The following is a 24,307-nucleotide window of genomic DNA, read 5'->3' on the forward strand; positions in this document are numbered from 1 at the left end:
ATTTTGAAAATTAATTGATATTATAGCATCATCAAACGATAAGCGCTTTCCATCATTAACAAGTTTCCTATGATCTCCTATAAAAATACTTCCCGTATCATCATATTCTGCCCTCCAAGAAAAGTCACAGGTGGTCCGGAAGCATTGCATCAGCTGTCGAACAAGCTTTATGAGCTGAATTATGAAAATGTGTATATGCATTATGTCCCGCAGAGGAGCCATGCCAAAGCAAAGAACTATGATGTTTATAAAACCCTTGAAATCAGCTCATTTGAAGACAACGAGGAAAATATTCTGATCATTCCGGAATCGATGACATACCTGGTTAAAAAATATCCTAAAAGCCAGAAAATCATCTGGTGGCTCAGTGTTGATTTTTATAAAATATTAATGGATTACCGAATCAGGAAACAAAGTTTCTTCACCAAATTGTTTTATCAGCAAAAGGACAAGGAATACCATTTTGAACCGCTTCCGAATGTTTTTCAATGGGCACAGTCTTTCCGGTCCGGAATTTATTTGAAGAATCACGGGATTCCTGAGAACCAGATCGATTATGTCTGCGATTATATCAATCCTATTTTTACGGAAAGCAGCCAGCCTGTGTCCAAAGATCTGAACGATAAAACCATCCTTTATAACCCGAAAAAAGGGAAGAAGGAAATTGCCGCACTTATTCAGGCTTCTCCAGAATTGGAATGGATCCCGATCCAGGACATGAATGCTGCCCAAATAAAAGATATCATGTCGAAATCGCTCCTGTACGTAGATTTCGGAGAAAACCCCGGAAGAGATAAGATGCTCAGGGAATCGGTATCCCAAGATTGCTGTATCATTTCCGGCAGAAACGGCTCTTCAGCCTATTATGAAGACCTGATGATTCCTGAGGGCTATAAATTCGATTTCCGGGAAGACCGGATTCCTGAAATCATCAGCAAAATAAAATCCGTCCTGAAAGACTATCCGAACCATATTTCTCATTTTAAAGTTTATAGAGAAATGGTTTTGGGAGAAGAAGCTTTGTTTGAGAAAAAATTAAAAGAAATTTTTAAAATTAATTGATATGAGCAACAATAAAGAGATATTTGGCGTAAATATGTCTGGCTTTTTTAATGCCGAAATCGGATTCGGAGAAGCAATCCGAAATAACTTGAATGCACTTAAAAAAGTAGGAGTTCCTGCAAAACCAATTAATTTTAACCAAAACGTAAGAAACCGTCTTAATGATACCTCGGTGAGTTTTGAGGATAACATCAACAATTATCCGGTAAATATTGTACACCTGAACATTGATGCCATCCTAAGTTTCATCCAGGAAAAATCGACCGATTATTTCCAGGGAAAATACAACATCGGGTATTGGGCATGGGAAATGGAAGAATTTCCGGATGTGTATGCCGAATATTTTAAATTTTATGATGAAATATGGACGTGCTCAAGGTATTGCCTGGATTCCATGTCGCTGAAAGCGCCCATTCCTGTGGTAAACATCCCCCATCCGATTGACATAAAACAAGCAGATATTGATTCGGCTTTCGAAACGGGATTATCAGAAGATTGTTTTAATTTTCTGTTTGTTTTCGACTATAACAGCTTAATTGAAAGGAAGAACCCTATCGGGCTGATTGATGCTTATGAGAAAGCTTTCGGACTCAACAACGAAAAAGTAAAGCTGGTCCTGAAAACCTCTCTTTCCAATCAACACGGAAAATCCAAGAAAAAGGTTATGGATAGGATCGGAAATAACACAAGCATCATTTATAAAGAGGAAATGCTGCGCAGGCCGGAATTACTATCGCTGATGAACAAAGCCGACTGCTATATTTCCTTACATCGTTCAGAGGGGTTTGGCCTTACGATAGCGGAAGCAATGGCTTTAGGAAAACCTGTGATTACAACAGCATATTCCGGTAATTTGGATTTTACGCATGTCAACAATTCTTTTCTGGTTAAATATAAAATGCTTAAGCATGAAGTAGATTTAAGCGTTCTGCCAAAAAACAATTATTGGTCTGAACCGGATACGGATCACGCTGCTGAGCTGATGAAATTCGTATTCGAAAATCAGGAGCATGCTGCAGAGACCGGGCGGAAGGCAAAGGAAGACATCCAGACTTATTTTTCCTTAGAAGCCATCGGCAACCGGATGAAAACCAGACTTGATATTATTGAAAATAAAATCCTCACGGAAAGGAATGATTTTGAAGCACAAAACAATCTGCTTAAAATTATAAGTGAAAACAAGATTTTAGAAAAACGGGTAAAATACCTGGAAAAAGGACTGTATAATAAAGCCAGAAAAAAGGTAAACGAAATTTTAAAGAAGATAAAAGGAAGATAATACAGCTTCAATAACGTTATTATATGAAAGATAAAATTGCCATAGTTGTCCAGAGATACGGCCCGGGGATCAACGGAGGAGCAGAGTTTCATGCGAAGCTTCTGGCTGAAAAGCTTTCTTCCCTTTATGAGGTGGAAGTCCTGACGACCTGTGCAATTGAATATGAATTCTGGGATAATTACTATCCGGAAGGTGCAGAAGATATTAACGGAATTAAAATCAGGCGTTTTAAAACCCTGAAAAAAGATCTTCAGAAATTCAATAAGCTGAGTAAGACAGTCCGGAATATCCGTAAATACAGTACCCGCAAACTGACTCCGCTGAATTTTGCCTATCTTTTGTACAAGAGAAAAAAATATAATAAAGAAGGATTTAATTTTAACGAATGGCTGGAAACACAGGGGCCTTTTTCTGCAGACTTGATTCATTTTATCAAAGAAAAAAAAGAGGATTACAAAGCCTTTGTTTTTTTCACTTATCTGTACCATCCTACCAATATAGGGATTCAGGAAATACCCGAAAAAAGCATACTGATCCCGACAGCGCATGATGAGCCCCAGTTTTATCTTGAAGGTTATCAAACGCTGTTCTCCCTGCCGAAATTCATCATCTATAATACCCAAACCGAAAAGGATCTTGTGGAAAAGGTCTATCCTGAAACAAAAAACATCCATTCAGGAATCGCAGGGATCGGATTTGATGATTATGATCCCACTGCTGGTCCGTTACCGGAAAATCTTTCTGCCGGAAAATACTTTGCCTATGTGGGAAGAATTGTAGAAGACAAAGGCTGTGTGATGATGATCGATTATTTCAGGAACTTCAAAAAAGAACATCCTGAATACCGTGACCTCAAACTGGTGCTGGCCGGTAAAAATACGCTGGATGAAAAAATCACCCAGGGCGAAGATATCATTCTCACCGGATTTGTGGATCATGCCCTAAAAAACGCATTGCTCACCCATGCCGCAGCCCTGATTATGCCTTCATTCTACGAAAGCCTTTCGCTAATCACCTTGGAAGCCATGCTGCTGAAAGTTCCGGTGATCGTTAACGGAAACTGTGAGGTTTTACATGACCATATTGAAAAAAGCAAAACCGGGAAAAGCTTTTCCGGCAATACTGAATTTTCGGAAGCCCTTCTTTATTATCTTACCCTGACTCCGGAGAAATCTGCAGCCGAAGGAAGCAGGGCAAAAAACTACGTGCTGGAAAACTACTCCTGGGATTCTATCATCAATACATTCAATTCAGCCATTAAAACATTATAAATGTCAAAAAAGATTTTATTTTTTTTCCCGGAAAATCCATTTTCGAACAGAGCCGGAAATGTAACGCGGGCCAAAACCACCCTTGCTATTCTAAAAAAACTAGGACATAGCATCGATCTGGTTGGAGTAAAGCATATTTATAAAGATATGCAAGACACTAATGATTTTGATGAAAAAATTATCGACAATTTATTTTTCATATCGCCCAGACCTCCTAAGAAAAAAACAACAATAGAATATTGGAAATATAAAATTTTAAAAGCTTATAAAAAACCAAGCTCATCCAATCAGTCATTAACAGACTTTACTAAAAAAGAATTCAGAGATATTTTTAACAAAAAGAAATACGATGTTCTTATCATTAATTATGAATTCTGGGCGGGTTTATTAGATCCAAACTCTATGAAAAATTGTCTTAAAATTGTAGATACTCATGATTGGATTACATTAAATGAATTTTATAAAAACAAATCATTAGATGTTGGCCGACGATTTAATGAAGAAATAAACAACTTATCCAAATTTGATAAAATAGTTACAATTTCCAATGAGGAGTTTTTTGTTTTTAAAAGCTTTTTAGGAGATCGGGTCGTCAATATCCCACCGAGTTTCCCAAAAAACTTTATTGATGAAAATAGAGAAAAGCAATACGATCTTATTTTTACAGGTTCAGACAACCCTTTTAATATAGAAGGAATACAGTGGTTTTTGAAGAACGTTTTGCCGTTGCTTTCGGAAACTATAAAAATATGTATAGTAGGAAGGGTTTGCAAACATGTCCCTGATTATAGAAATATAACCAAAATTATTTTTGCGGAAGATCTCAGTAGTTATTACACACAAAGCAGAATAGCCATCTGCCCTATGATCAAAGGAACTGGTATAAAAATAAAAGTTGTAGAAGCATTATCTTATAAACTTCCTGTGGTAGGAACGGAAAGGGCTGTTGACGGCTTTTCTTCGAAATTAGACAATGGATGTCTAGTGAATAATGATCCGGAAATATTCAAGGACTACATCATAGCACTACTACAGGATAGAGCTTACTACGAGACTATGAGAAACCGGGCTGAAGATTATTTTAAAAATAATTTTTCTGAAAATAAAACTCTTAAACTTTGGAATGATATAATAAATTAAATAATATACAAATGCATTCCCTAATTTTATTTATTAAAACATATCGGCCAGATTTTGAAAGGGTTAAAAAACTCATACATTCAATTGAAAAGTACAATGAAGATGATATTCCTGTTGTTATTTCTGTTAATGATGAAGACTTTGATTTTTTTAAAAATAAGTTGAAAGAGTATGATATTTATAAAGATTCTGATATTATTAATGCAGATAATAAAGATGGATGGAGGTATCAACAAATAGTTAAATCTCACGTTTATAAACTAAATATATGCGAAAATTATTTATGCATTGATTCTGATTCAGAGTTTATTAAAAATTTCTATTACTCGGATTTTATGTATGATGAAAGCACCCCATATACCATAATGCATGAATCAAAGCCCTTTTTAGAAACAATGGAAAATATAGGTCTGGACTCTGAAAATATTTTCTTTAAAGAAGCATTAAGAGCAACCCGACCTTTATTCGGAAATAAGGGGAAAGAATGGGATTATGGCCCTTCTCCTTATCTTTGGAGTTGTAAGGTATGGAGTCATTTTATAGAAGTTTATTTAAAACAACAAAACAAAACTTTTGTAGATTTTTTCAATGAAATCGATAAAGTGACCTCTCCATCGGAATGTGTTATATATGGAGAATATCTTTTAAAAAGTAGATTAATCGATATCTATCCGATTGAAGGTTTTTTTAAAGTATATCATTATGAAAAACAGTATAAATTAGAAAAAAAATTTCACAATATCGACAGATTAAAAAAGATATATCTAGGTATTATTTTCCAAAGTAATTGGAAAATAAGAAAGAAAATTAGATTCTTTTAATTGAAAAAAAATAATATTTGGTAGTGTCTCACTAACTGTGTAAGTTAAAAAGTTATTCTGGAAAATTTTGAGCCCTTACAGCTCAGAAAATTTTACGGAAATAACTTTTTATTATTTTTAACCTATATAGTTATGATCGACAAAGAAGAATTATTAAACAACAAGGATTTCTACAGATCCTTTAAGAATGGAGAAGATTTAACCACTTTCTTCAAACAGATGCACAAACGTGCAGTTGAACACATGCTGGAAGCAGAACTTGATGCTCATCTGGACAATGAAAAACATGAAAAGACCAAAGACGGCAATTACCGAAACGGCCATGGAAACAAGAAAATAAAATCCTCTTTCGGAGAGAGTGAAATCAAGGTTCCCAGAGACCGGGCAGGTAGTTTTGAGCCCGTGTTGGTGCCCAAAAGACATAACATCATCGAAGGCCTGGAGAATATTATTATCTCCTTCTACGCCAAAGGCATGAGTGTGAGCGATATTGAAGAACAGGTGAAAGAGTTATATGATTTTGAAAGACACTCTCCCATAAAGTGTGTAAGTTAAAAAGTTAGGGCTTTGATTTTATAATCTGAGCCTTTCTTCAAAAATAAGCATAAATTGGTTGAGAACAATACCCCAGTTCTGAATCGGCATCGACCATTTTTTAGTGGCTTCTTTTAAAGCAAGGTAAACCGATTTTAAGACCGCATCATCCGTAGGAAAAGACATTTTGTTTTTGGTGTATTTTCGGATTTTACCGTTGAGATTCTCGATTAAATTGGTGGTGTAAATGATTTTACGGATTTCCAGAGGAAATTCAAAAAATACGGTCAATTCATCCCAATTATCTCTCCAGGATTTGATGGCGTAAGAATATTTGGATTCCCATTTTTCTGCAAAATCATTTAGAGCGGCTTGAGCAGCCTGTTTTGTAGGAGCGGTGTAAATATGTTTCATATCGGCGGAAAATTCTTTTCTGTCCTTCCAGACCACATATTTACAGGCATTTCTGATTTGATGGACTACACAGATCTGGGTTTGAGATTCAGGAAAGACGGAACGGATGGTCTGGGTAAACCCGTTTAAGTTATCGGTAGCGGTGATGAGAATATCCTCCACACCACGTGCTTTAAGATCCGTTAAAACACTCATCCAGAAGCTCGAACTTTCATTCTTGCCGAGCCACATTCCAAGAACTTCTTTTTTCCCTTCACGATTTAATCCTACTGCCAAATAGATGGTTTTGTTAATGACTTTGGAGTTTTCACGAACTTTGAATACGATTCCGTCCATCCAGACAATGAGATATAAATCTTCCAAAGGACGGCTTTGCCAGCTAACGAACTCCTTTGCAACGGCATTGGTGATTTTGGAAATGGCGGAGGTTGATATTTCAAAAGGGACCTTTAATTTCTTCAGAAGGCTTGATAAAGACCATGAAAAAACACCTTAAAATCAGGAATATTGGGTATTATGGCAAAATTGTCAAATTATTCTCAATAGAATTAAATAAATAATAGAAATCTTTTTTAGACATGCTCTAAATATTAGTCATTTATACAAAATCCAAAAAGCAATTTTTTATTTATTTTAATATGTTATTCTTATCATAATATTAAGGTAATTTTACTTAATTAGGCAAGCTTCTAGTTTCTTTTTATTCAGCTGAAATTCTCTATACTTAAATACACCGGTTTTATAGGCAATTACAGCACCAAAATTAATGGCTTCATTCGTAGTTGTCATTGGAAAAACGCATGATCTGTAGGTATTATGTTCAACCAAAGGTTTAGGCAATACCTTAAAATTCAATCCGTCTTTAGAGAATGCCAGATAAAGAATATCCGCAGTATAATTTTTTACATCACCAGCAGCAATACATAAAAAATAGTATCCTTCTACATAAGTTGCCTGAATATGCCAGGGAGCAAAAGCTGAGTTTGTTTCAGTCCATGGTTTATTAATAAAATTCACCACTTTACATTGTTTAAAATTTGAAAAATCCAAACCGTTATTAGAAGTTCTTCTTATGACATAAGAGGGATCATTCCCCGGAAAGTTAGGACTTATATTATTTTCAACCTCATAACTCACATATTGATTTCCTGTATAAACAAAGCTTGGTGAAAGCATATGATTATTTTTGGGGGCATATGGAGAATTGCTTGTATAAGCAGCTTCCAAAGGATTCCAATGTATACCATCTGTAGATGTTTGCCTTACAATTGTTCTTTGGGTATTTTTAGAAAGCTTACGCATATTATTGTTATTCCTGGCACCTCTAGACAATAAAGAAGATGCCTTTACAAAGCTTGCCCTGTAATATAGAGAAAACTTACCGTTTTCAAATGTCATATCTACATCAGACCAATATCCTTGCTTTACGTCATCTTTATTTTCTGTAAAACTTTCTTTATCAGACGGACATTTTTGAAGCGGAGAAGTAATTCCTTTCGGAGAAATCCAATTCAACCCATCATTTGAAACGACAACAGTAGGATTTTCATATCTAGTAGCATTTGGATTTGCTCCGATAGTACCGAAATACGGAGTGAAAACCATCCAGTACTTATACCCGTTGAATCCATTGGGAAAATACTGGACATCCGGATGACAGTATCCGAAATTTGGGGCATTGATATTTTTAATAAATGCCTGGTCATTCTTTCCCGGGTGATTTCCATTGGCCAGGACATTGATATTGATGGTTCCTATATCTGTCAGGTAATCCGGCAATCCATTATAATCATTATTATTACTTTCTTGGGGAACATTTTCAGCAAACAAGCTCTCTTCCTCGTTTGAGCAGGAAAACGAAAAAATCAGAAGCAGAATAATCAGAATATTCTGTTTTCTTATATAAGCGGACATCCTTAGTGTAGAATTATTTATTGCCGGTGGTATTCATCTTCCAGCCTCACAATATCATCCTCCCCAAAATAAGTCCCTGTCTGTACCTCAATAAAAACAACGGGCTTATCGGAAAGATTCATTATCCGGTGCTTTGCCCCCAGAGGAATGAATATACTTTCACCATAATTCAGACTGATTTCTTTATCATCAAGAACAACGGTAGCATGCCCTTCAATGATCGTCCACTGTTCCTGTCTTTTATGATGATACTGGTAAGATAATTTCTGCCCCGGGTTTACTTCAATTCTTTTTAATTTGTAATTCGCCTCATCTGCCAAAACAAAATATTTGCCCCAAGGTCTTTCTCCGATTTCTAACATATTCTAATGTTTAAGGTTACAAAAGTAAATTAATTTTCAAAATAACAGATGAAAAAAAAACTATTTCAGATATTGAAAATCAAAATAACAACTTTATAAATAAAAATGAAGCTTCCTTGGGAAACTTCATTATACTAAATATTTTTTGCGGAGTTAATTGGCAGGATAAGCATAAAAAGCAATTCCTTCATTAATCCATTTACCTCCTCCGGCAGTTGGTAAATTATCTACACTATAATAATGATCTTTATCGGTTGCGTTCCAATATTGATAGATTGGGACAGTCCCACCTTTTTGATATGAATAGGCGTAAAATAAAATTCCATCGCTTTTCCATTTCCCACCCCCTACTGTCGCCGCGTTAACTGTTGTATAGTAGTGATCATAATCTGTATCATTCCAATATGAATAAATAGCCACGGCATCATCAATTTGTTTTGAAGGCGCTTTAAAAGAAATACGCTCATAATTCCAATCTCCAATATTATTAGCATATTTAGGCGTATAATAATGATCTTTTGATATACTATTCCAATAGGAATAAATATTTGTTATATAATCTAAATTAACCTTATTGTCAATCAAATATTGATCTACATATGATTTTAGTTGAGCTTTCTTCGTTGGGTCTTTAACCAGATCGTAAATAAGAATTAAGCCTTTATTTCCAAAATCAACTAATACAGAATTACTAGGAGTAGAACTATTTTGCCAGTTTGAAATATTAATTTTAGGATTAGTCTGTTCTAAATTTACCTCACCTACAAGTCCTTTGGACGGATCTCCTCCTCTTGTTCTGTAAGATAACTTCCTAGAATAGTTTTTATTAGATTCTGTGGTATTCACATCATTAGTTACATTAATATCAAAAATACTTCCTACTCCTACTTTTACTCCAATTCTAGCAGCCCGCTCACGATCCTGGTTCGTCGTTTCAGACTGAAACATTAAGTCCATTTTCGCTCCTGTATAGATATCCAACGTTACGTGAGTTCCATAATCCTGAACAATTTGTTGTGGTGTTTTTGTTTGTAAATCCTGTATAAACTCAGAAGTAAGATAATCACCCAACATATCAGGTAATGCATTAAATCTAAGTCTTCGCTGCTTGATGACAAGATTATAGCTTCCATAGATATACTTAGCATCAAATTTATTGGTATTGGTTACCGAAGAATTAAATCCTGCTTTTATCGACTGACCAAATAATTTAAATCCTGCCGTGACATCTACTTTTGTAGAAACCATTTTGGAATAAGCCTCTGCATTTTCTCCATATTCCTCTATATATTCTTGAGAAAAAATATTTTCAGTAATTAATCTTCCTGGCTGTTCCGCTTGAAACCTGTTGACATCTATCACCTTGAATCCTGCAGAATTGGAATTAGCATATTCGCCTGCAGCATTATACCCATGCCCTAAAACATCATAGATTCCATCTCCAGCTGACTTTCCAGCCACAGACCGTTCAGACTTTTTCAAATTTTCTGTAACCTCATTATTCAGTTCTTCTGAAGAACACGAAGCCAGTAAAAGCATTAGCAGACTACTAAAGCAAAATAGAATTTGTTTTTTCATACTATTATTATATAATTTTCGGCAAAGATACTATTCTACAACATGTGAAAAAAAATCACAAAAATGATATATATCACAACTTAATGAAAATAATTTAACGTTAAATATCCCTGATAATGAAGAAAAATTCACTATAAAAGAAGAAAATTCAATTACTTATTTTACCTCGAACTGATTTTAGATTGCTTTTAAATCACTTATCCATATATCCCGACCAAATAGGCATCAGAGAATACAAATTAATTTTCCAAAATAATTGCGGCTTCAAAAAAAAAGTAAGATTTTTGCTTTTGCTAATATTACTAAATGAAAATCAGCGCATTCAGCTATGTCAGAAATGGCTTTACTTATGGAGTACCTTTCATAGAATCAATCAGATCCGTCCTTCCTCTTTGTCAGGAATTTGTTATTGCCGTAGGAGATTCCACAGACGGAACAAGAGAAGCCATAGAAAATATCGGAGATCCGAAAATAAAGATCATCGATACGGTATGGGACGACTCGTTGACGCGCGGAGGTAAAATATTTGCCCAGCAATGCAATATTGCATTTACCCATGTGTCTCCATCAGCAGATTGGGTGATCCATATCCAGGCAGATGAAGTTTTGCATGAGAAGGATTATCCGCTGATCCTGGAGAAGATGAAAGAAGCTGATCAATATAAAGAAATTGAAGGCCTTCTTCAGCCATTTATTCATTTCTGGGGCGACTACAACCACATCCGGAACAGCAGAAGGGTTCATAAGAATGAAATCCGGATGTTTAAATACAATCCTAATATAAGAGCCTATATCGATTCGCAGGGGTTCAGGAAATTCAATTCCATTGAAAACTATGAAAACGGTTCCGAAAGAGGAGAAAAGCTGAAAGTACTGGCCTTAAACGCACCTGTTTACCATTACAGTTCCGTAAAATCCAAAAGGACAATGTCTCTGAAAGCTAATAATTTTGTCTATTACTACGGCCATACGGATAAAAAGCTGGAAGAAGCGCCGAAAGACGAATTTAATTATAATACTGTAGATCGGGTAACCCGATTCAAAGGGACACATCCCCAGGTAATGGCAGAGGCCATTGCAGCCTATGATTTTGTTTTCAATCATGACAAATCCCAGGCGGTATGGAAAAAGAAAGACCGGTACTTACAACCTATCGAAGACCTTCTGAAAATCCGTTTTGGAGAATATAAAAATTACATCCTTATTAAAAATCCAAAATAGAATTCCTTTTTTTTAAAAGAAAGTCTCTTTAACTTTGCACCAAAATAAATTGAAATGGACAAAGTAAGAGTACGTTTTGCTCCGAGTCCTACGGGACCATTACACTTGGGTGGCGTAAGAACGGCATTATATGATTATCTTTTTGCTAAAAACCAGGGTGGTGAATTTGTATTGAGGATTGAAGATACGGATACTGCCAGATACGTGGAAGGCGCAGAAGAATACATCGAGGAAGCCCTCGAATGGTGTGGAATCATCGCCGATGAAAGCCCTAAAAAAGGAGGAAAATTTGCTCCGTACAGACAATCCGAAAGAAGAGACATTTACAACCGGTATACAGAGCAGATCTTAAAAACAGATTATGCCTACATCGCTTTCGATACGGCTGAAGAACTAGACGCCATCCGTGCTGAGTATGAGGCGCGAGGCGACGTTTTCTCTTATGATAACAAAACCAGAAATCAGCTGAGAAACAGTTTAACGCTTTCTGAAGAAGAAATTCAGAAATTACTGGATGAAAAGACGCCTTATGTAGTTCGTTTCAGAATGCCGGTAGATCGTACTTTGAACCTTGAAGATATCATCCGTGGAAAATTCTCAGTCAATACCAATACTTTAGACGATAAGGTTCTCGTAAAAAACGATGGAATGCCAACTTACCATTTCGCGAACATCATCGACGATCATGAAATGGAAATTTCCCATGTGATCCGGGGTGAAGAATGGCTGCCGTCTTTGGGACTGCATACTTTATTATATGAAGCAATGAACTGGTCAGCTCCTCAGTTTGCCCATCTGTCTCTTATTTTAAAACCGGAAGGCAAAGGAAAACTGAGCAAAAGGGATGGCGATAAATTCGGGTTCCCGGTATTTCCGCTGAACTTTACGGATCCTGCCACAGGAAATGTTTCCAAAGGATACCGGGAAAGCGGTTATCTTCCGGAAGCATTCATCAATATGGTGGCCCTGCTGGGATGGTCGCCGGCAGATGATAAAGAAATTTTATCCCTGGATGAAATGGCAAAAGAATTTGACCTGAATAAAGTCCATAAAGCCGGAGCAAGATTCAGTAAGGAAAAAGCAGAATGGTTCAACCACCAATATATTCAGCAGAAATCTAACGAAGACCTGCTTCAGATTTTAAAAGATTCTGATTTAAACCTGGCGCTTTCCGACGATAAATTATTAAGAGTTATTCACCTGATGAAAGAAAGGGCTACTTTCCCGAAAGACATTTATGAAAACGGGAAATTCTTCTTTGAAGCACCGGCTTCTTATGATGAAAAAGCAGCGAAAAAAGCATGGAATGAAGAAACTTCCGGAATTTTACAGGAGCTTGCCCAACAACTGGAAACCGTGGAATTCAGCGCTGAAAATCTGAAGCAGGCCGTTCATGATTTTGCAGAAAGCAAAGGTCTGGGAATGGGTAAAGTAATGATGCCGCTTAGATTATCTCTGGTAGGCGAACTGAAAGGCCCGGATGTCCCGGACATTATGGAACTTCTTGGAAAAGAAGAAACTACCTCCCGGATAAACAATGCGATTAATAATTTTAAATAGATTTTGATAATTTTTCATACATTTGAAAGATTTAATTTACTTCAAGAATGGAATATTTAAGTTTCGAACTTCCTATAAAAGAATTAATGGACCAATACCAAACCTGTTCTTTAGTAGGAGAAGAAAGTGGTGTTGATGTAAAATTAGCATGCAGCCAGATCGAGGATAAAATCATAGAAAAGAAAAAAGAGATCTATGGAAATCTTACGCCCTGGCAGCGGGTACAGCTTTCCCGCCATCCAGACCGTCCTTATACCCTGGACTATATCAACGGGATGGTAGACAAAGGAAGCTTCCTGGAACTTCACGGAGACCGGAATTTTGCAGATGATCCTGCCATGATCGGCGGCCTGGCCACCCTTGACGGACAGAAAGTAATGATCATCGGTACCCAGAAAGGAAGAACCACCAAAGAAAGACAGCACAGAAGATTCGGGATGCCGAATCCTGAAGGATACCGGAAAGCATTGCGGCTGATGAAGCTGGCTGAGAAATTCAGAATCCCTGTAATAACATTAGTGGATACACCGGGAGCTTATCCGGGACTTGAAGCGGAAGAAAGAGGACAGGGTGAAGCCATTGCCAGAAATATTTTCGAAATGACAATGCTTAAAACCCCGATCTTTACCTACATCATCGGTGAAGGAGCCAGCGGCGGAGCCTTAGGAATAGGTGTCGGAAACAAAGTATACATGCTGGAAAACACCTGGTATACCGTAATTGCACCGGAAAGCTGCTCTTCCATCCTCTGGAGAAACTGGGACCATAAGGAAGATGCGGCCAACGCCCTAAACCTTACCCCAAAAGATGCCCTGAGAGAAAAATTCATCGACGGCATTGTGGAAGAACCGCTGGGAGGAGCACATTACGACCCCGAAACGACCTATGCCAATCTAAAGAGTTCGATCTTACAGAATATCAAAGCCTTTTCAAAATTCACAGGAAAAGAACTGGAAACCCAGCGACAGGACAAATTTATTGCCATGGGGCAATTTAAAGGATAAAACAAAACCACCGGGATTCCGGTGGTTTTTTCTTTTAGTAATATTCGATATGCCTGACCCACCTGTATAAATCTTTTCCGTTTACATTTTTGATGATCTCTGTCCAGTTTTTATGCTTGTCAAATTTATATCTAAAAAATAACTTCTACAGGTTCTTTATTTTTTCCTCCGAATTTATCCAGATAGTAGAGCTTTGTTAAATAATTGCCATTATACTCAAAATTTATATCAGAGGAAACTTTATTATCATAATAAACAATTTCTCTGACTAGCTTTTGATCTTTTGTGATAGACGGAGTCTTTCCATTTTTCATAGCTATTACCTGCTTTTCTCCATATCTCATTGGTTAGGATAAAAATGCTGTCTGTTTTTGTAAAGGTATTGAATTTTGTTATTAGCAAAGACTTTACCGCCCCGAAATTGGTAATAACCTTTTTTCAGGTTCGCTTTTCCATTTGAAAATAGATTCCCTGAACTTTCTTGTTCGGCTGTCTTTTTCATAGAAATAATGTGATGTATCTTCCGAATAATCATTTCTTGATCTTTCCGTGATTAATCTGTTCAGATAATCATAAGTATACTCGTAATCATCTACCATTCTCCCCGATTTATGACACCATGTTTCTTTTGTAATATTCCGGTTTTTATCATAATAAGTTTCATTGTTGATGTACCTGCAAAAATCGGTTTCAAACCAGGTACTTCTCACCCTTTCTCTTAAAATTTCAGGTACTATAATTGTGGCGTGGCCATATTCATCATCTCCTCTCATAAAAGTGAATGGAACGGAATTATTAAAAACTCCACATATTCTTTTACAGATTTGAGCTTACCCAAAACCGTATCTTTTATAATCTGGGAATGGCAATACGCAGATAGTAAGAATAAAATAGGTAAGATCTGTTTCATATTTCATCATTTAAAAAAGCCTCCGAAGAGGCTTCTATTATTTTTTTGTGAAAATGATATCACTGGTTTCATATGGCAAATTTATTTTTATCCCATTTGCCGGATAATCTGAACAATTTTTATTTGTAACAACTGTAGATTGTGGCTGATAATTCCATTTTAAATGCGTAGAATCAATATATTCAAGAGTTATAAATCCATTTCCTATCAAACATTTTAATCCCTTATAATCAAAGATAACGGAGCCATCAATTTGTGTTCCCATGCTAATTGCGTTAACCATATCATTTGAAGAATTCATAGTATCTTCAACAATTTGATTATTAACTAAAACTTTATATCGTATTAATAAAACATCTCTATAAAAATGTCGATTAAATAAACTTGTACTTCTGTTATCTTCCTTACTAATTAATAGAGTGATTTGTTTTCCATTGATTGTAGTTTTTCAATTTCCAATAAATTTATTGTACTCATTATTAGTATCTTTAATATAAGAATTGTCGGGAATAATTCTATAATTTGTATTTAAAGGGTATTGTGCATTACAATAAAACACAAGGAAAATTCCTAAAATTGTTATCAAATTTTTCACTACTGTTTTGTAAAAATTATATCATCAGGTTCATAAGGTAAATTTATCTTTATACCATCTACAGGATAATCCGGACAATTTTTGTTTGTTACCATTGTAGATTGAGGCTGATAATTCCATTTCAAATGTGTGGGATCAACATATCCAATATTAATTGTTCCCCATCCCACTGTACATTTTCCTCCGGTGTAGCCAAAAGTAACCGAATTATCTATTTCTGTTCCTAAACTAATAATATTAATTTTATCATCGGTAATATTAGTAGTATTTTCTACTATCTGATTATTAATTAAAACTTTATACTTAACTAACAACACATCTCGGAAAAAATTTTTGTTTAATCGATTTATTGATCTATTTTCCTGTTTAGAAATATAGAGATAGACTTCTTTAGTTCCTAATACAGCTTTCCAATTACCAACAAATTTATTGTATTCATTGTTCAAATCTTTTATGTAAGAATTATTAGGGATTATTGTAAAGTCTGCATCTAATGGATACTGCTGTGCTTTACAGCCTATAGACAATAAAATAATTGGTAAGTATAAGAATATTTTATTTTTCATAATGTTTGTTTTAACAAGGATTTGATACTTTAGGAGTTCCATCAGGATTAAATTCTATTGTAGAAGTGTTACCATCTTGTTCTTTTATAAGAGTTATTTTACCATTTAGTCCCATATTATTTAGTAAGTAATTAAAAAGTTTTTCTAAACCACTAGTAGATAAATTTTGTTTAAAACCTTTTCCTTCTTTTTTCAATAATAATTTAGTAAAATCTATATAATCTATTACTAAATTATTAACATATATCGCCTCTTCTGCGTCTGTCATAGCGGGTGGTAAATCTGAAGCAGTTCCTGTAAAGCTAATAAAATAAGTTCCAACAGAGGAAACAGTTCCGCTATATGCATTTCCTAGATCATTTGCATCTTGTTCCCGAACAATATGCAAAAAAGTAACAATATCTTGTGGCGCAAAAATACCTATGGTTCCGGGTTGATGTGTATGTACAGTTCCTAATGAGCTTGATCCTATTCCAAAATACATTTGATTGTTGCCGTTAACATTTCCTGAAACAAGAGTTCCACTTTTTAATTGTTGAAATCCTCTTTCAGTTTTCTTTGATGCATTTTGCGCATAGTTTCTAAGAGAGTTTAAAGAATCTTTTACTTGCGGGTTGTTTACAATATTTCTTGTTTTCTCGCAGGGATTCTGATTGTCTGGATTATTCGGGTCATTATTTCCATCGCCGCCATCGCCGTAGTCATAACCGCCACCGCCGTTATCTTCCCATCCCGGACTGGAATAATCTAAAAAGCTATAACAATTGGTATAGTAGTTGGTTTCCCAGTGACCTCCCGCATCAGGATTGGATTCATTATTAGGATACCACATAGATATACTGTTTGTAATACAAACTATGCCTTTCTGTGTATATGAATTTACATTGTTTTCTGGACCCGTCTTATATCGTGTATATTTCCCGAACATAATGCCCTGAAAGAAAGAGTTATTGCTTTCTGAATTTTCATAGCGGAAATACACCTTACTATCGAAACGACCGCATACAAGGGTATTTACAACTTTCCCATTTTCTACAATAGGAACTGCCATGAAACTTTCATCGTATTTGCCCATACTCATGGCATAATCCCAATCGGGAATCCCAGAGGACTTTTTGATATCCTTTTCATGTTCGTTGTAAATTTTCATCACTTTTTTAATATACTTTTCATCTTCTTTCCAGAGACTTTTAGAGCGGTACTCTTTAGAATCAGGATCGGAGGAAGAATAGATCTCATCGTGTACACAAGAATACTGGGTAAAAAGAAAAACCGCCATACAGGCCAGCCACGAAATCATTTTTTTCGTCATGGTTATTGTTGTTTTTTATGGGTTAAAGATAAATATTTTTTCAATTGCTCAACAAAGATGTGGAAAAAAATGTGGTAGGCAAAACCGGTTTTTGCATAAAATTACCCGATTATCGGGTAAACGGAATCAATGGAAATATTTTTTTATATTTGTTTTTAAATATCTATACCGATGACCAATACCGTAGCGGAGAAAATAAAAAGGCTGAGAAAATCCAAAGGGTTTTCCCAGGATGACATGGCAGAGAAGCTGCATATTTCGCAGTCGGCCTACGCCCGGATCGAAAGTGGGGAAAGCAGCTCATGGATTCATCACATCGAAAAGCTGAGCGAAATTTTCGAAATGAAGCCGGAGAATTTTTTATCGGATGAAACCAATAATTTTAGTAATCTCGACCAGTTAGGAGGTTTCGCTTTTCAAAATGTGGGAACCATCACTACAATAAATTCTTTTCTATCTGAAAAGTTAGTAGAACAATATGAAGAACGCATCAAAGAATTAAAGGAGCAGGTGGAATTCTGGAAAGACAAAGCAGGAAATACCGGTAACTCCACTTATTAATAAGCAAAAAGTCGGTTTAGGAATTCCTAAAACCGACTTTTTTTATTGCTTTTCTTTTTATATTATTTACTCGCTCAGATTCAGCTCGATCTCAATATCCTTATTGATCTTTTTCAGGGAAGAATACTTGGCATCGCAAACCATCGTGGTAAGGACATATTCCCCTTTTTCCACCAGCAGGAAATTCTGTCCGTTGGCCGGAACGTCGAGGTTATAATATTTTTTTCCGCTTATTTTTACGATCAGACGGCATTTAGAGCGGTTCTTGATGTTGATGTAAGCTTCCTTATCCATCGGGTCATTGTTGAAAAGGTGGGTAAGCATCGCAGCCGTCCTTTTGTTCTGTTCGCTTGGCCCGGAAGATTTTTTGCTGCTGCCCGTTGCGCTTTCCATTTTTACAGAACCTGCTGTACCGGCCGCGGCTATGGTTTTGGCGTTATTCAGTTTGTTGTTATCAAGCACCATCTGGCGGATTTTGTCTTCACTGACGGCTTTAATCGTCGGCTTCGCTTCCGGGGAATTGTTGGCCATAATCATCTGGATGAGTTTCTTTTTGAAATAATCGGTTTTGGCATGTCCGGGATTCTGTTTCAGGAAGCCAGCCACCACCCTTGCTTCTGCCGTCGTTTCGGCGTCATTCTCGGTGTAGATGATCGCTGTTTCCTTTTCTACGATGGCTTTGGATTTCGTTTTTTTCTTTTTTTGAGAAAAACCCAGGGTGAAAATACATAAAAATATGAGGAGGAATATTTTTTTCATTAAGCAAACATTTAAAAATTTATTAAATATACAAATAACGCAAAAAGTCATTTTTTAGTTTATCATTAAAATCATTATCTTTGCATCGCTTTAAAATTAAGCTAAAAATTAATACTAAACCTTAAATAAAAAAATAATAGATATTATGTCTTATACACCAGCTGCTGCAGACGTAGCAAAATTGAGAAACCAAACAGGTGCAGGTATGATGGACTGCAAAAAAGCTTTAGTAGAAGCTGAAGGAGATTTCGAAAAAGCAGTAGACATCCTTAGAAAAAAAGGACAGAAAGTTGCGGCTAACAGAGCGGACAGAGAGTCTACTGAAGGTGCAGTAATCGCAAGAGTAAACGAAGACAACACTTTAGGGGTTGTAATCTCTTTGAACTGTGAAACCGATTTCGTGGCTAAGAACGAAGCGTTCATCGAATTGGCTTACGAATTGGCTGAAATGGCAATCTTCGCGGCTACAAAAGAAGAATTACTGGCTACGGATTTCCACGGACTTACGGTTGCTGAAAAATTAATCGAGCAGACCGGAGTTATCGGTGAAAAAATCGAGATCGGTGCATTCGAAAGAATCGAAGGTCCTTTCTTAGGTGCTTACATCCACGCAGGAAACAAGATCGCTTCTATCACGGCTCTTTCTGCAAATGTAGAAGGTGCAAGTGAAGCAGCAAAAGCGGTTTCTATGCAGGTAGCTGCTATGAACCCGATCGCTCTTGATGAGAATTCCGTTTCTCAGGCGACGATCGACAAAGAACTGGAAATCGAAAGACATAAACTTACGGAAGAAGGGAAGCCTGCCAATATTATCGATAATATCCTTAAAGGTAAAATGCAGAGATTCTACAAAGACAACACTTTGGTACACCAGGATTTCATTAAAGACAGCAGCATGTCTGTTGCCGACTATGTAAAATCTGTAAACGGAGACCTTAAAGTAACTGGATTTGTAAGAGTAAGCTTATAATCTTTTCAGGTTTAAAATATTGGATCCCGGTGATTTTTATCATCGGGATTTTTTTATTCCCTGAAATAATCAGGTCAGCACAATATTAACTGATTATTAAATATTTAACAATTTCATCAATTAACACATTACGAAGGAAAATTTCATCATAAAGCCGGTTATTAATGCTTAAATTTGCAGCCCTTTATTAATAGACATGAAAAAATTTCTACTAATCTTTTGCACTTTTTTTTATTTAATCTTTAATGCGCAACTGGATACGGAACATTGGTTTGCCCCGATGTCCGCAAGCTCCCTGCAGGGAACCCCGGAATGTTACCTGTATCTTTCTACGAATGAAACGGTTCCTTTCCCGGTACAGATCTCCAACAACAATGTTGTCTTTTCCACAGTACAGATCAGCAAAGGAAATCCCGTTCAGGTAACGGTTCCGAATAATTTTATGATTGCCTCTACCCTGTCAAACCTTTTTGTCCAGCGGAACATGGGTCTTCATGCACAAGGCAACAAAAAATTCTTTGCCAATTTCCGGTTTGCAGTCCCCAACCAGGCCGAAATCATAACTTCCAAAGGACTGGCAGGCATCGGTAAAAACTTTTTTGTAGGAGTCGCTCCGAATACGACGGCAAAACCTTACGTAAATTCCACCATCGGAGTTGTAGCAACGGAAGACAATACCACCGTAACCTTATCAGGATATAATCCCGGAGTAGTTTTTTCCGACGGCATCTCCGCACCCTCGAGAACGTTTACGATTAATAAAGGGAAATCCTATATCATCGAAGCACAAAGCGATCTTTCCAATAATAATTTAAATGGATTAGTCGGAGCGAAAATCACTTCCAACAAACCGATTTCCGTCACCAATGGAAATTTCAACAGCATCTATACGACACAGAACAACAGCAATGTCGATATCCTGATGGACCAGGCCGTCCCTGTGGAAAGACTGGGCAAAAATTTTGTTATGGTCAAAGGAAACGGGCCGGCGAATTCAGGAATGGAAGCAGCGCTGGTTATTGCGACAGAAAACAACACCAAGCTTACCGTAAACGGCAATCTGCTGGGGAATATCACGTTAAACGCAGGACAGTATTATATTATACAGGGAACCAATTACATCAATCAGGGGAACGGACATTATAATATGAGTATTGCTGCTACCAATAATGTATATGTTTATCAGCTTCTTGCCGGAACATCAGGCAGTACGGTTTATGCTACCGGCGGCATGAACTTTATCCCGCCGCTGAGCTGTTTCCTGCCGAAAGAAATTAATGAAATCGGATTCATCAATAAAATAGGAAGCAATTCTTTTGATACAAAACTGAACATTATCACTCAGACCGGCGCCAATGTTACATTTAACGGAAGTGCCATAGGTAATATAAGCGGGCCTTATCCCGTTAACGGAAATCCGAGCTGGGTAACCTATTCTCTTCAGGGGGTTACCGGAAATGTAACCGTCAATTCAACGTTACCGGTAACTGCCGGAATTGCTGCCGGAAACGGTGCCGTAGGTTATGGCGGATATTTTGCCGGCTTTTCTTCCGTACCGGCCATTACCAAAACAGGAGACTGTTATTCCGGGATTCTTTTGCAGGTAGATAATAATTACGATAGCTACCAATGGTTTTTAAACGGAAATCCTATTCCCGGAGCGACTGCCTTTTCCATTAATCCTGAATTGTACGGAGCAGGAGATTACACCTGCCTGATTACCAAAAACAACTGCGAAACCAGGCTGACCGGTGTTTACAACTATACGCTATGCCCTCCGATTTCTACGACAACATACACCATCGGATCCTGTAATACGAAGGTTATCACTCCTGCATTTACCAATTCTACGCAGACTATCGTTCCATCGCTTACAAACATCATTTCACCGCCTACTTCAGGAACTGCTACAGTAAATCCAACAACAGGACAAATTACTTATACGCCAAATCCTTCTGCAACAAACACTACCGATACTTTCATTTATTATATTCAGGGAAATGGGAACCCTTTTGATTTTGAATATTTCAAAATTATTATTAACACTCATGTTTTACAGATAAATAACAGCGCGCTTGCTTCGTGCGCAGACACCAGCGGAAACGGTATCTATAACCTTACTTCCGTAAATCTATCTTCTGATCCGGGAACCACCGTTACGTATTTCACCAATCCCGCCTTAACGGGAACACCGATTGCCAATCCGTCAGCCTATAACGGACCGGCAGGAATTATTTATGCTAATGTAACTTCGCAATACGGCTGCTCAAAAACAGGCCAGATTACCTTAACAATTACACCGGCCCCGACAGTTAATAATGCTTCCTTAACGGCCTGCGCAGGACCCAACGGGAACGGAACTTTTAACCTTACTTCCTCCAATATTTCTTCCGATCCGGGGATAACGGTTACATATTTTACCAATCCGAATTTAACCGGACAAATCACCAACCCGGCGACCTATTCAGGACCTCCGGGAATCATCTATGCGAATGTAACTTCGCCCGCAGGATGTTCCAAAACAGCCAAGATTACTTTGACGGTAAGTCCGCTGCCGAATGTGAGCAACGGTTCTCTGGCTGCCTGTGCCGGAACCAACGGAAACGGAACATTCAACCTGACTTCAGTAAACCTTTCTTCTGATCCGGGGACTACCATTACGTATTTTACCAATTCAAATTTAACCGGACAGATTACGAATCCCCCTACGTATTCAGGACCTTCAGGAATAATTTATGCCAATATAACCTCACCGGCAGGATGTTCCAAAACAGCCCAGATTACTTTAACGGTCAATCCGTTGCCGAATGTAAACAATGCTACTCTTATATCCTGTGCCGGAGCAAACGGAAACGGAACTTTTAATCTTACCTCAACCAATATTTCTTCTGATCCGGGAATAACGGTTACGTATTTTACCAATTTAAACTTAACGGGTCAGATTATGAATCCGGCAACCTACTCCGGGCCTGCAGGAATTATTTACGCCAATGTAACCTCATCCGCAGGATGCTCAAAAACGGCTCAGATTACACTAACGGTTACCCCGTCTCCAGATATCAATACGGCAAACTATAATGCCAATCTTTGTGATGATAATTTCGACGGCATTATCAATGTAAATTTCCCGGGCATTACGCCCCAGATTGTTACCAATTCGGCGAATTTCAATGTACGGTATTACCTTAGCCAGGCAGATGCAAATGCCGGAAACAATAATACCATACCTGCCAACTGGACGTACACAACCAATACAACAGTCTATGTAAGGGTAGACGCCCTTAGCGGAACATGTCCTGCGGCATTCGGACAGATTAATTTCAAAACAGGAAACAGAATATCTTTAATTTCAAATGCTGCCAATATGGAGGTTTGTGATAATGACCTGAACAGTTCGGAGAATGTAAACCTTAATGATTACAAAAATCTATTTACAGCCAATCCTGCCGTCACGGTAACTTTCCATGCTACGCTGACAGATGCCCAAAATGGCACAAACACAGTTTCTTCCAACCAGACGATTACTGCTCCGAAAACATTTTATCTTCGATTTACAAGTGCAACGGAATGTGCGAATACAGGAACAGTTACTTTTACTTTGAATACACCTAAAAAATCGGAAAAATTACGGGACCAGATTATCTGCTCTACAGAAAAGGCACTGCTGGATGCCGGACCTGATTTTACTTCTTATACATGGAGTACCGGGGCCACTTCACAAACCATCCTTGCAGGTGCCGGAAATTATTACGTAGACTTAGGTTTTAACGGCTGCGTATACCGCCAATACGTAAACGTTACCGTTTCACAGGCCCCAAGCATTACAAACATTAATATTACCGGATCCAGCGCAACCATACAGGTTTCAGGCGGAACTTCACCATATCAATATTCCCTGAATGGAATTGATTATCAAGCTTCCAATACTTTTACCGGTTTGAGCAGAGGCGTTCATACAATATATGTTTTAGGAAAAGACGGGTGTTCGCCGACAATCAAAGAATTTTTAGTATTAAATCTCATTAACGCCATTACACCAAATGGCGACGGAATTAATGACATACTGAATTATTCGGATTTAAGAATAAAGCAGAATGTATCCATCGATATTTCTGATCGTTACGGTGCTTCGGTGTACAAATCTACCGGCAATACGTACAGCTGGGACGGAAAATCCGGAGGCAGGGCACTTCCTACCGGAACCTACTGGTATATTCTGAAATGGATAGAGCCGGATACCAAATTGCCGGTTTCCTATTCCGGATGGATTTTAATTAAAAACCGTGAATAATCACTTATCAAAATATAAAGCTGCAATCCCGATGACAGAGAATCATCGGGATTTTTATTCCTCTTTTTATAAAATACCCTTCAATATTAAAAAAATATTAAAAATTCAACAATATATATTATTATAGAAATTAGTAATTAAATTTTATGTAAAAAATTGATTTTTAATATTTACATTTGCATC

At 37.1% G+C, this 24,307-nt stretch carries 21 protein-coding genes and 1 pseudogene; 12 read left to right on the forward strand and 10 right to left on the reverse strand.

What is annotated here, in order from left to right:
• Positions 1–69 precede the first annotated feature (69 nt).
• The 6 genes from ACED20_RS11960 to ACED20_RS11985 all read left to right on the forward strand — a co-directional run bounded on the left by ACED20_RS11960 (position 70) and on the right by ACED20_RS11985 (position 6,128).
• A complete protein-coding gene (locus ACED20_RS11960; RefSeq protein ID WP_378104767.1) occupies positions 70–1,062 on the forward strand; it encodes a hypothetical protein in 993 nt (330 codons plus the stop codon).
• 1 nt (position 1,063) lies between these two features.
• Positions 1,064–2,341 (forward strand): glycosyltransferase family 4 protein, encoded by a 1,278-nt coding sequence (locus ACED20_RS11965; protein ID WP_378104769.1) that lies wholly within the window; start codon positions 1,064–1,066, stop codon positions 2,339–2,341.
• A gap of 23 nt (positions 2,342–2,364) precedes the next feature.
• Positions 2,365–3,612, forward strand: a complete 1,248-nt coding sequence (locus ACED20_RS11970) for a glycosyltransferase family 4 protein (RefSeq protein ID WP_378104771.1) — start codon at positions 2,365–2,367, stop codon at positions 3,610–3,612.
• Positions 3,613–4,752, forward strand: coding sequence for a glycosyltransferase family 4 protein (locus ACED20_RS11975; protein ID WP_378104773.1), 1,140 nt, complete (start codon positions 3,613–3,615; stop codon positions 4,750–4,752). It begins immediately after the preceding gene.
• Between the two features lie 11 nt (positions 4,753–4,763).
• Positions 4,764–5,573 (forward strand): DUF6492 family protein, encoded by an 810-nt coding sequence (locus ACED20_RS11980; protein WP_378104776.1) that lies wholly within the window; start codon positions 4,764–4,766, stop codon positions 5,571–5,573.
• Positions 5,574–5,705: 132 nt separating this feature from the next.
• On the forward strand, positions 5,706–6,128 hold the full coding sequence (locus tag ACED20_RS11985) for a transposase (protein ID WP_378104778.1): 423 nt from the start codon (positions 5,706–5,708) through the stop codon (positions 6,126–6,128).
• Between the two features lie 18 nt (positions 6,129–6,146).
• Here ACED20_RS11985 and ACED20_RS11990 read toward each other — a convergent pair.
• The 4 genes and pseudogenes from ACED20_RS11990 to ACED20_RS12005 all read right to left on the reverse strand — a co-directional run.
• Positions 6,147–6,962 (reverse strand): annotated as a pseudogene (locus ACED20_RS11990) (IS256 family transposase); the annotation flags it as partial.
• Positions 6,963–7,190: 228 nt separating this feature from the next.
• Positions 7,191–8,351, reverse strand: coding sequence for a hypothetical protein (locus ACED20_RS11995; protein WP_294318696.1), 1,161 nt, complete (start codon positions 8,349–8,351; stop codon positions 7,191–7,193).
• Positions 8,352–8,452: 101 nt separating this feature from the next.
• Positions 8,453–8,797 (reverse strand): phosphomannose isomerase type II C-terminal cupin domain, encoded by a 345-nt coding sequence (locus ACED20_RS12000; RefSeq protein WP_294318694.1) that lies wholly within the window; start codon positions 8,795–8,797, stop codon positions 8,453–8,455.
• Positions 8,798–8,950: 153 nt separating this feature from the next.
• Positions 8,951–10,375 (reverse strand): MAC/perforin domain-containing protein, encoded by a 1,425-nt coding sequence (locus ACED20_RS12005; RefSeq protein WP_294318692.1) that lies wholly within the window; start codon positions 10,373–10,375, stop codon positions 8,951–8,953.
• A 306-nt stretch (positions 10,376–10,681) separates the two neighbouring features.
• On the opposite strand from ACED20_RS12005, the gene ACED20_RS12010 reads away from it, so the two are divergent.
• Genes ACED20_RS12010 through ACED20_RS12020 form a run of 3 tightly spaced genes read left to right on the forward strand, consistent with a single transcriptional unit; the run spans position 10,682 to position 14,160 of the window.
• A complete protein-coding gene (locus ACED20_RS12010; protein WP_294265998.1) occupies positions 10,682–11,596 on the forward strand; it encodes a hypothetical protein in 915 nt (304 codons plus the stop codon).
• 54 nt (positions 11,597–11,650) lie between these two features.
• Positions 11,651–13,156 (forward strand): glutamate--tRNA ligase, encoded by a 1,506-nt coding sequence (gene gltX / locus ACED20_RS12015; RefSeq protein ID WP_294219790.1) that lies wholly within the window; start codon positions 11,651–11,653, stop codon positions 13,154–13,156.
• A gap of 47 nt (positions 13,157–13,203) precedes the next feature.
• Entirely contained in the window at positions 13,204–14,160 is a 957-nt protein-coding gene (locus tag ACED20_RS12020) for an acetyl-CoA carboxylase carboxyltransferase subunit alpha (protein ID WP_294202109.1), read from the forward strand.
• Positions 14,161–14,291: 131 nt separating this feature from the next.
• On the opposite strand, the gene ACED20_RS12025 is transcribed toward ACED20_RS12020, so the two are convergent.
• The 5 genes from ACED20_RS12025 to ACED20_RS12045 all read right to left on the reverse strand — a co-directional run bounded on the left by ACED20_RS12025 (position 14,292) and on the right by ACED20_RS12045 (position 17,543).
• Positions 14,292–14,504: a hypothetical protein gene (locus tag ACED20_RS12025; RefSeq protein ID WP_294236392.1), complete on the reverse strand. Its 213-nt coding sequence runs from the start codon at positions 14,502–14,504 to the stop codon at positions 14,292–14,294.
• Between the two features lie 63 nt (positions 14,505–14,567).
• A complete protein-coding gene (locus ACED20_RS12030; RefSeq protein ID WP_294236394.1) occupies positions 14,568–14,933 on the reverse strand; it encodes a hypothetical protein in 366 nt (121 codons plus the stop codon).
• A gap of 174 nt (positions 14,934–15,107) precedes the next feature.
• Positions 15,108–15,371 (reverse strand): hypothetical protein, encoded by a 264-nt coding sequence (locus ACED20_RS12035; protein WP_294236396.1) that lies wholly within the window; start codon positions 15,369–15,371, stop codon positions 15,108–15,110.
• A gap of 293 nt (positions 15,372–15,664) precedes the next feature.
• Complete coding sequence (locus tag ACED20_RS12040; RefSeq protein WP_294236399.1) at positions 15,665–16,231, reverse strand: DUF6705 family protein; 567 nt, start codon at positions 16,229–16,231, stop codon at positions 15,665–15,667.
• A gap of 10 nt (positions 16,232–16,241) precedes the next feature.
• Positions 16,242–17,543, reverse strand: a complete 1,302-nt coding sequence (locus ACED20_RS12045) for a hypothetical protein (RefSeq protein WP_294236401.1) — start codon at positions 17,541–17,543, stop codon at positions 16,242–16,244.
• A gap of 171 nt (positions 17,544–17,714) precedes the next feature.
• Here ACED20_RS12045 and ACED20_RS12050 point away from each other — a divergent pair, with 171 nt between their 5' ends.
• A complete protein-coding gene (locus tag ACED20_RS12050; protein WP_294236403.1) occupies positions 17,715–18,104 on the forward strand; it encodes a helix-turn-helix domain-containing protein in 390 nt (129 codons plus the stop codon).
• Positions 18,105–18,170: 66 nt separating this feature from the next.
• On the opposite strand, the gene ACED20_RS12055 is transcribed toward ACED20_RS12050, so the two are convergent.
• A complete protein-coding gene (locus tag ACED20_RS12055; RefSeq protein ID WP_294236404.1) occupies positions 18,171–18,863 on the reverse strand; it encodes a DUF6759 domain-containing protein in 693 nt (230 codons plus the stop codon).
• Positions 18,864–19,008: 145 nt separating this feature from the next.
• Here ACED20_RS12055 and tsf point away from each other — a divergent pair, with 145 nt between their 5' ends.
• Both tsf and ACED20_RS12065 read left to right on the forward strand, forming a co-directional pair.
• On the forward strand, positions 19,009–19,833 hold the full coding sequence (tsf, locus tag ACED20_RS12060) for a translation elongation factor Ts (protein ID WP_294201079.1): 825 nt from the start codon (positions 19,009–19,011) through the stop codon (positions 19,831–19,833).
• Positions 19,834–20,029: 196 nt separating this feature from the next.
• A complete protein-coding gene (locus ACED20_RS12065) occupies positions 20,030–24,124 on the forward strand; it encodes a gliding motility-associated C-terminal domain-containing protein (protein WP_378104788.1) in 4,095 nt (1,364 codons plus the stop codon).
• Positions 24,125–24,307 lie beyond the last annotated feature (183 nt).

Origin of the sequence: Chryseobacterium sp. sg2396 (assembly GCF_042610505.1) — a bacterium.
Lineage (GTDB): Bacteria > Bacteroidota > Bacteroidia > Flavobacteriales > Weeksellaceae > Chryseobacterium.

Excerpts from the sequence above, each read along its gene's own strand:
- ACED20_RS12065 (WP_378104788.1), top strand. The coding sequence starts at position 20,030 with ATGAAAAAATTTCTACTAATCTTTTGCACTTTTTTTTATTTAATCTTT.
- ACED20_RS11970 (WP_378104771.1), top strand. The coding sequence starts at position 2,365 with ATGAAAGATAAAATTGCCATAGTTGTCCAGAGATACGGCCCGGGGATC.
- ACED20_RS11980 (WP_378104776.1), top strand. The coding sequence starts at position 4,764 with ATGCATTCCCTAATTTTATTTATTAAAACATATCGGCCAGATTTTGAA.
- ACED20_RS12025 (WP_294236392.1), bottom strand. The coding sequence starts at position 14,504 with ATGAGATATGGAGAAAAGCAGGTAATAGCTATGAAAAATGGAAAGACT.
- ACED20_RS11960 (WP_378104767.1), top strand. The coding sequence starts at position 70 with ATGATCTCCTATAAAAATACTTCCCGTATCATCATATTCTGCCCTCCA.
- ACED20_RS12040 (WP_294236399.1), bottom strand. The coding sequence starts at position 16,231 with ATGAAAAATAAAATATTCTTATACTTACCAATTATTTTATTGTCTATA.
- ACED20_RS12010 (WP_294265998.1), top strand. The coding sequence starts at position 10,682 with ATGAAAATCAGCGCATTCAGCTATGTCAGAAATGGCTTTACTTATGGA.
- ACED20_RS12045 (WP_294236401.1), bottom strand. The coding sequence starts at position 17,543 with ATGACGAAAAAAATGATTTCGTGGCTGGCCTGTATGGCGGTTTTTCTT.
- ACED20_RS12020 (WP_294202109.1), top strand. The coding sequence starts at position 13,204 with ATGGAATATTTAAGTTTCGAACTTCCTATAAAAGAATTAATGGACCAA.
- gltX (WP_294219790.1), top strand. The coding sequence starts at position 11,651 with ATGGACAAAGTAAGAGTACGTTTTGCTCCGAGTCCTACGGGACCATTA.
- ACED20_RS11985 (WP_378104778.1), top strand. The coding sequence starts at position 5,706 with ATGATCGACAAAGAAGAATTATTAAACAACAAGGATTTCTACAGATCC.
- ACED20_RS12055 (WP_294236404.1), bottom strand. The coding sequence starts at position 18,863 with ATGAAAAAAATATTCCTCCTCATATTTTTATGTATTTTCACCCTGGGT.
- ACED20_RS11965 (WP_378104769.1), top strand. The coding sequence starts at position 1,064 with ATGAGCAACAATAAAGAGATATTTGGCGTAAATATGTCTGGCTTTTTT.
- ACED20_RS12005 (WP_294318692.1), bottom strand. The coding sequence starts at position 10,375 with ATGAAAAAACAAATTCTATTTTGCTTTAGTAGTCTGCTAATGCTTTTA.
- ACED20_RS12050 (WP_294236403.1), top strand. The coding sequence starts at position 17,715 with ATGACCAATACCGTAGCGGAGAAAATAAAAAGGCTGAGAAAATCCAAA.
- ACED20_RS12030 (WP_294236394.1), bottom strand. The coding sequence starts at position 14,933 with ATGAGAGGAGATGATGAATATGGCCACGCCACAATTATAGTACCTGAA.
- ACED20_RS12035 (WP_294236396.1), bottom strand. The coding sequence starts at position 15,371 with ATGAATTCTTCAAATGATATGGTTAACGCAATTAGCATGGGAACACAA.
- ACED20_RS11975 (WP_378104773.1), top strand. The coding sequence starts at position 3,613 with ATGTCAAAAAAGATTTTATTTTTTTTCCCGGAAAATCCATTTTCGAAC.
- tsf (WP_294201079.1), top strand. The coding sequence starts at position 19,009 with ATGTCTTATACACCAGCTGCTGCAGACGTAGCAAAATTGAGAAACCAA.
- ACED20_RS12000 (WP_294318694.1), bottom strand. The coding sequence starts at position 8,797 with ATGTTAGAAATCGGAGAAAGACCTTGGGGCAAATATTTTGTTTTGGCA.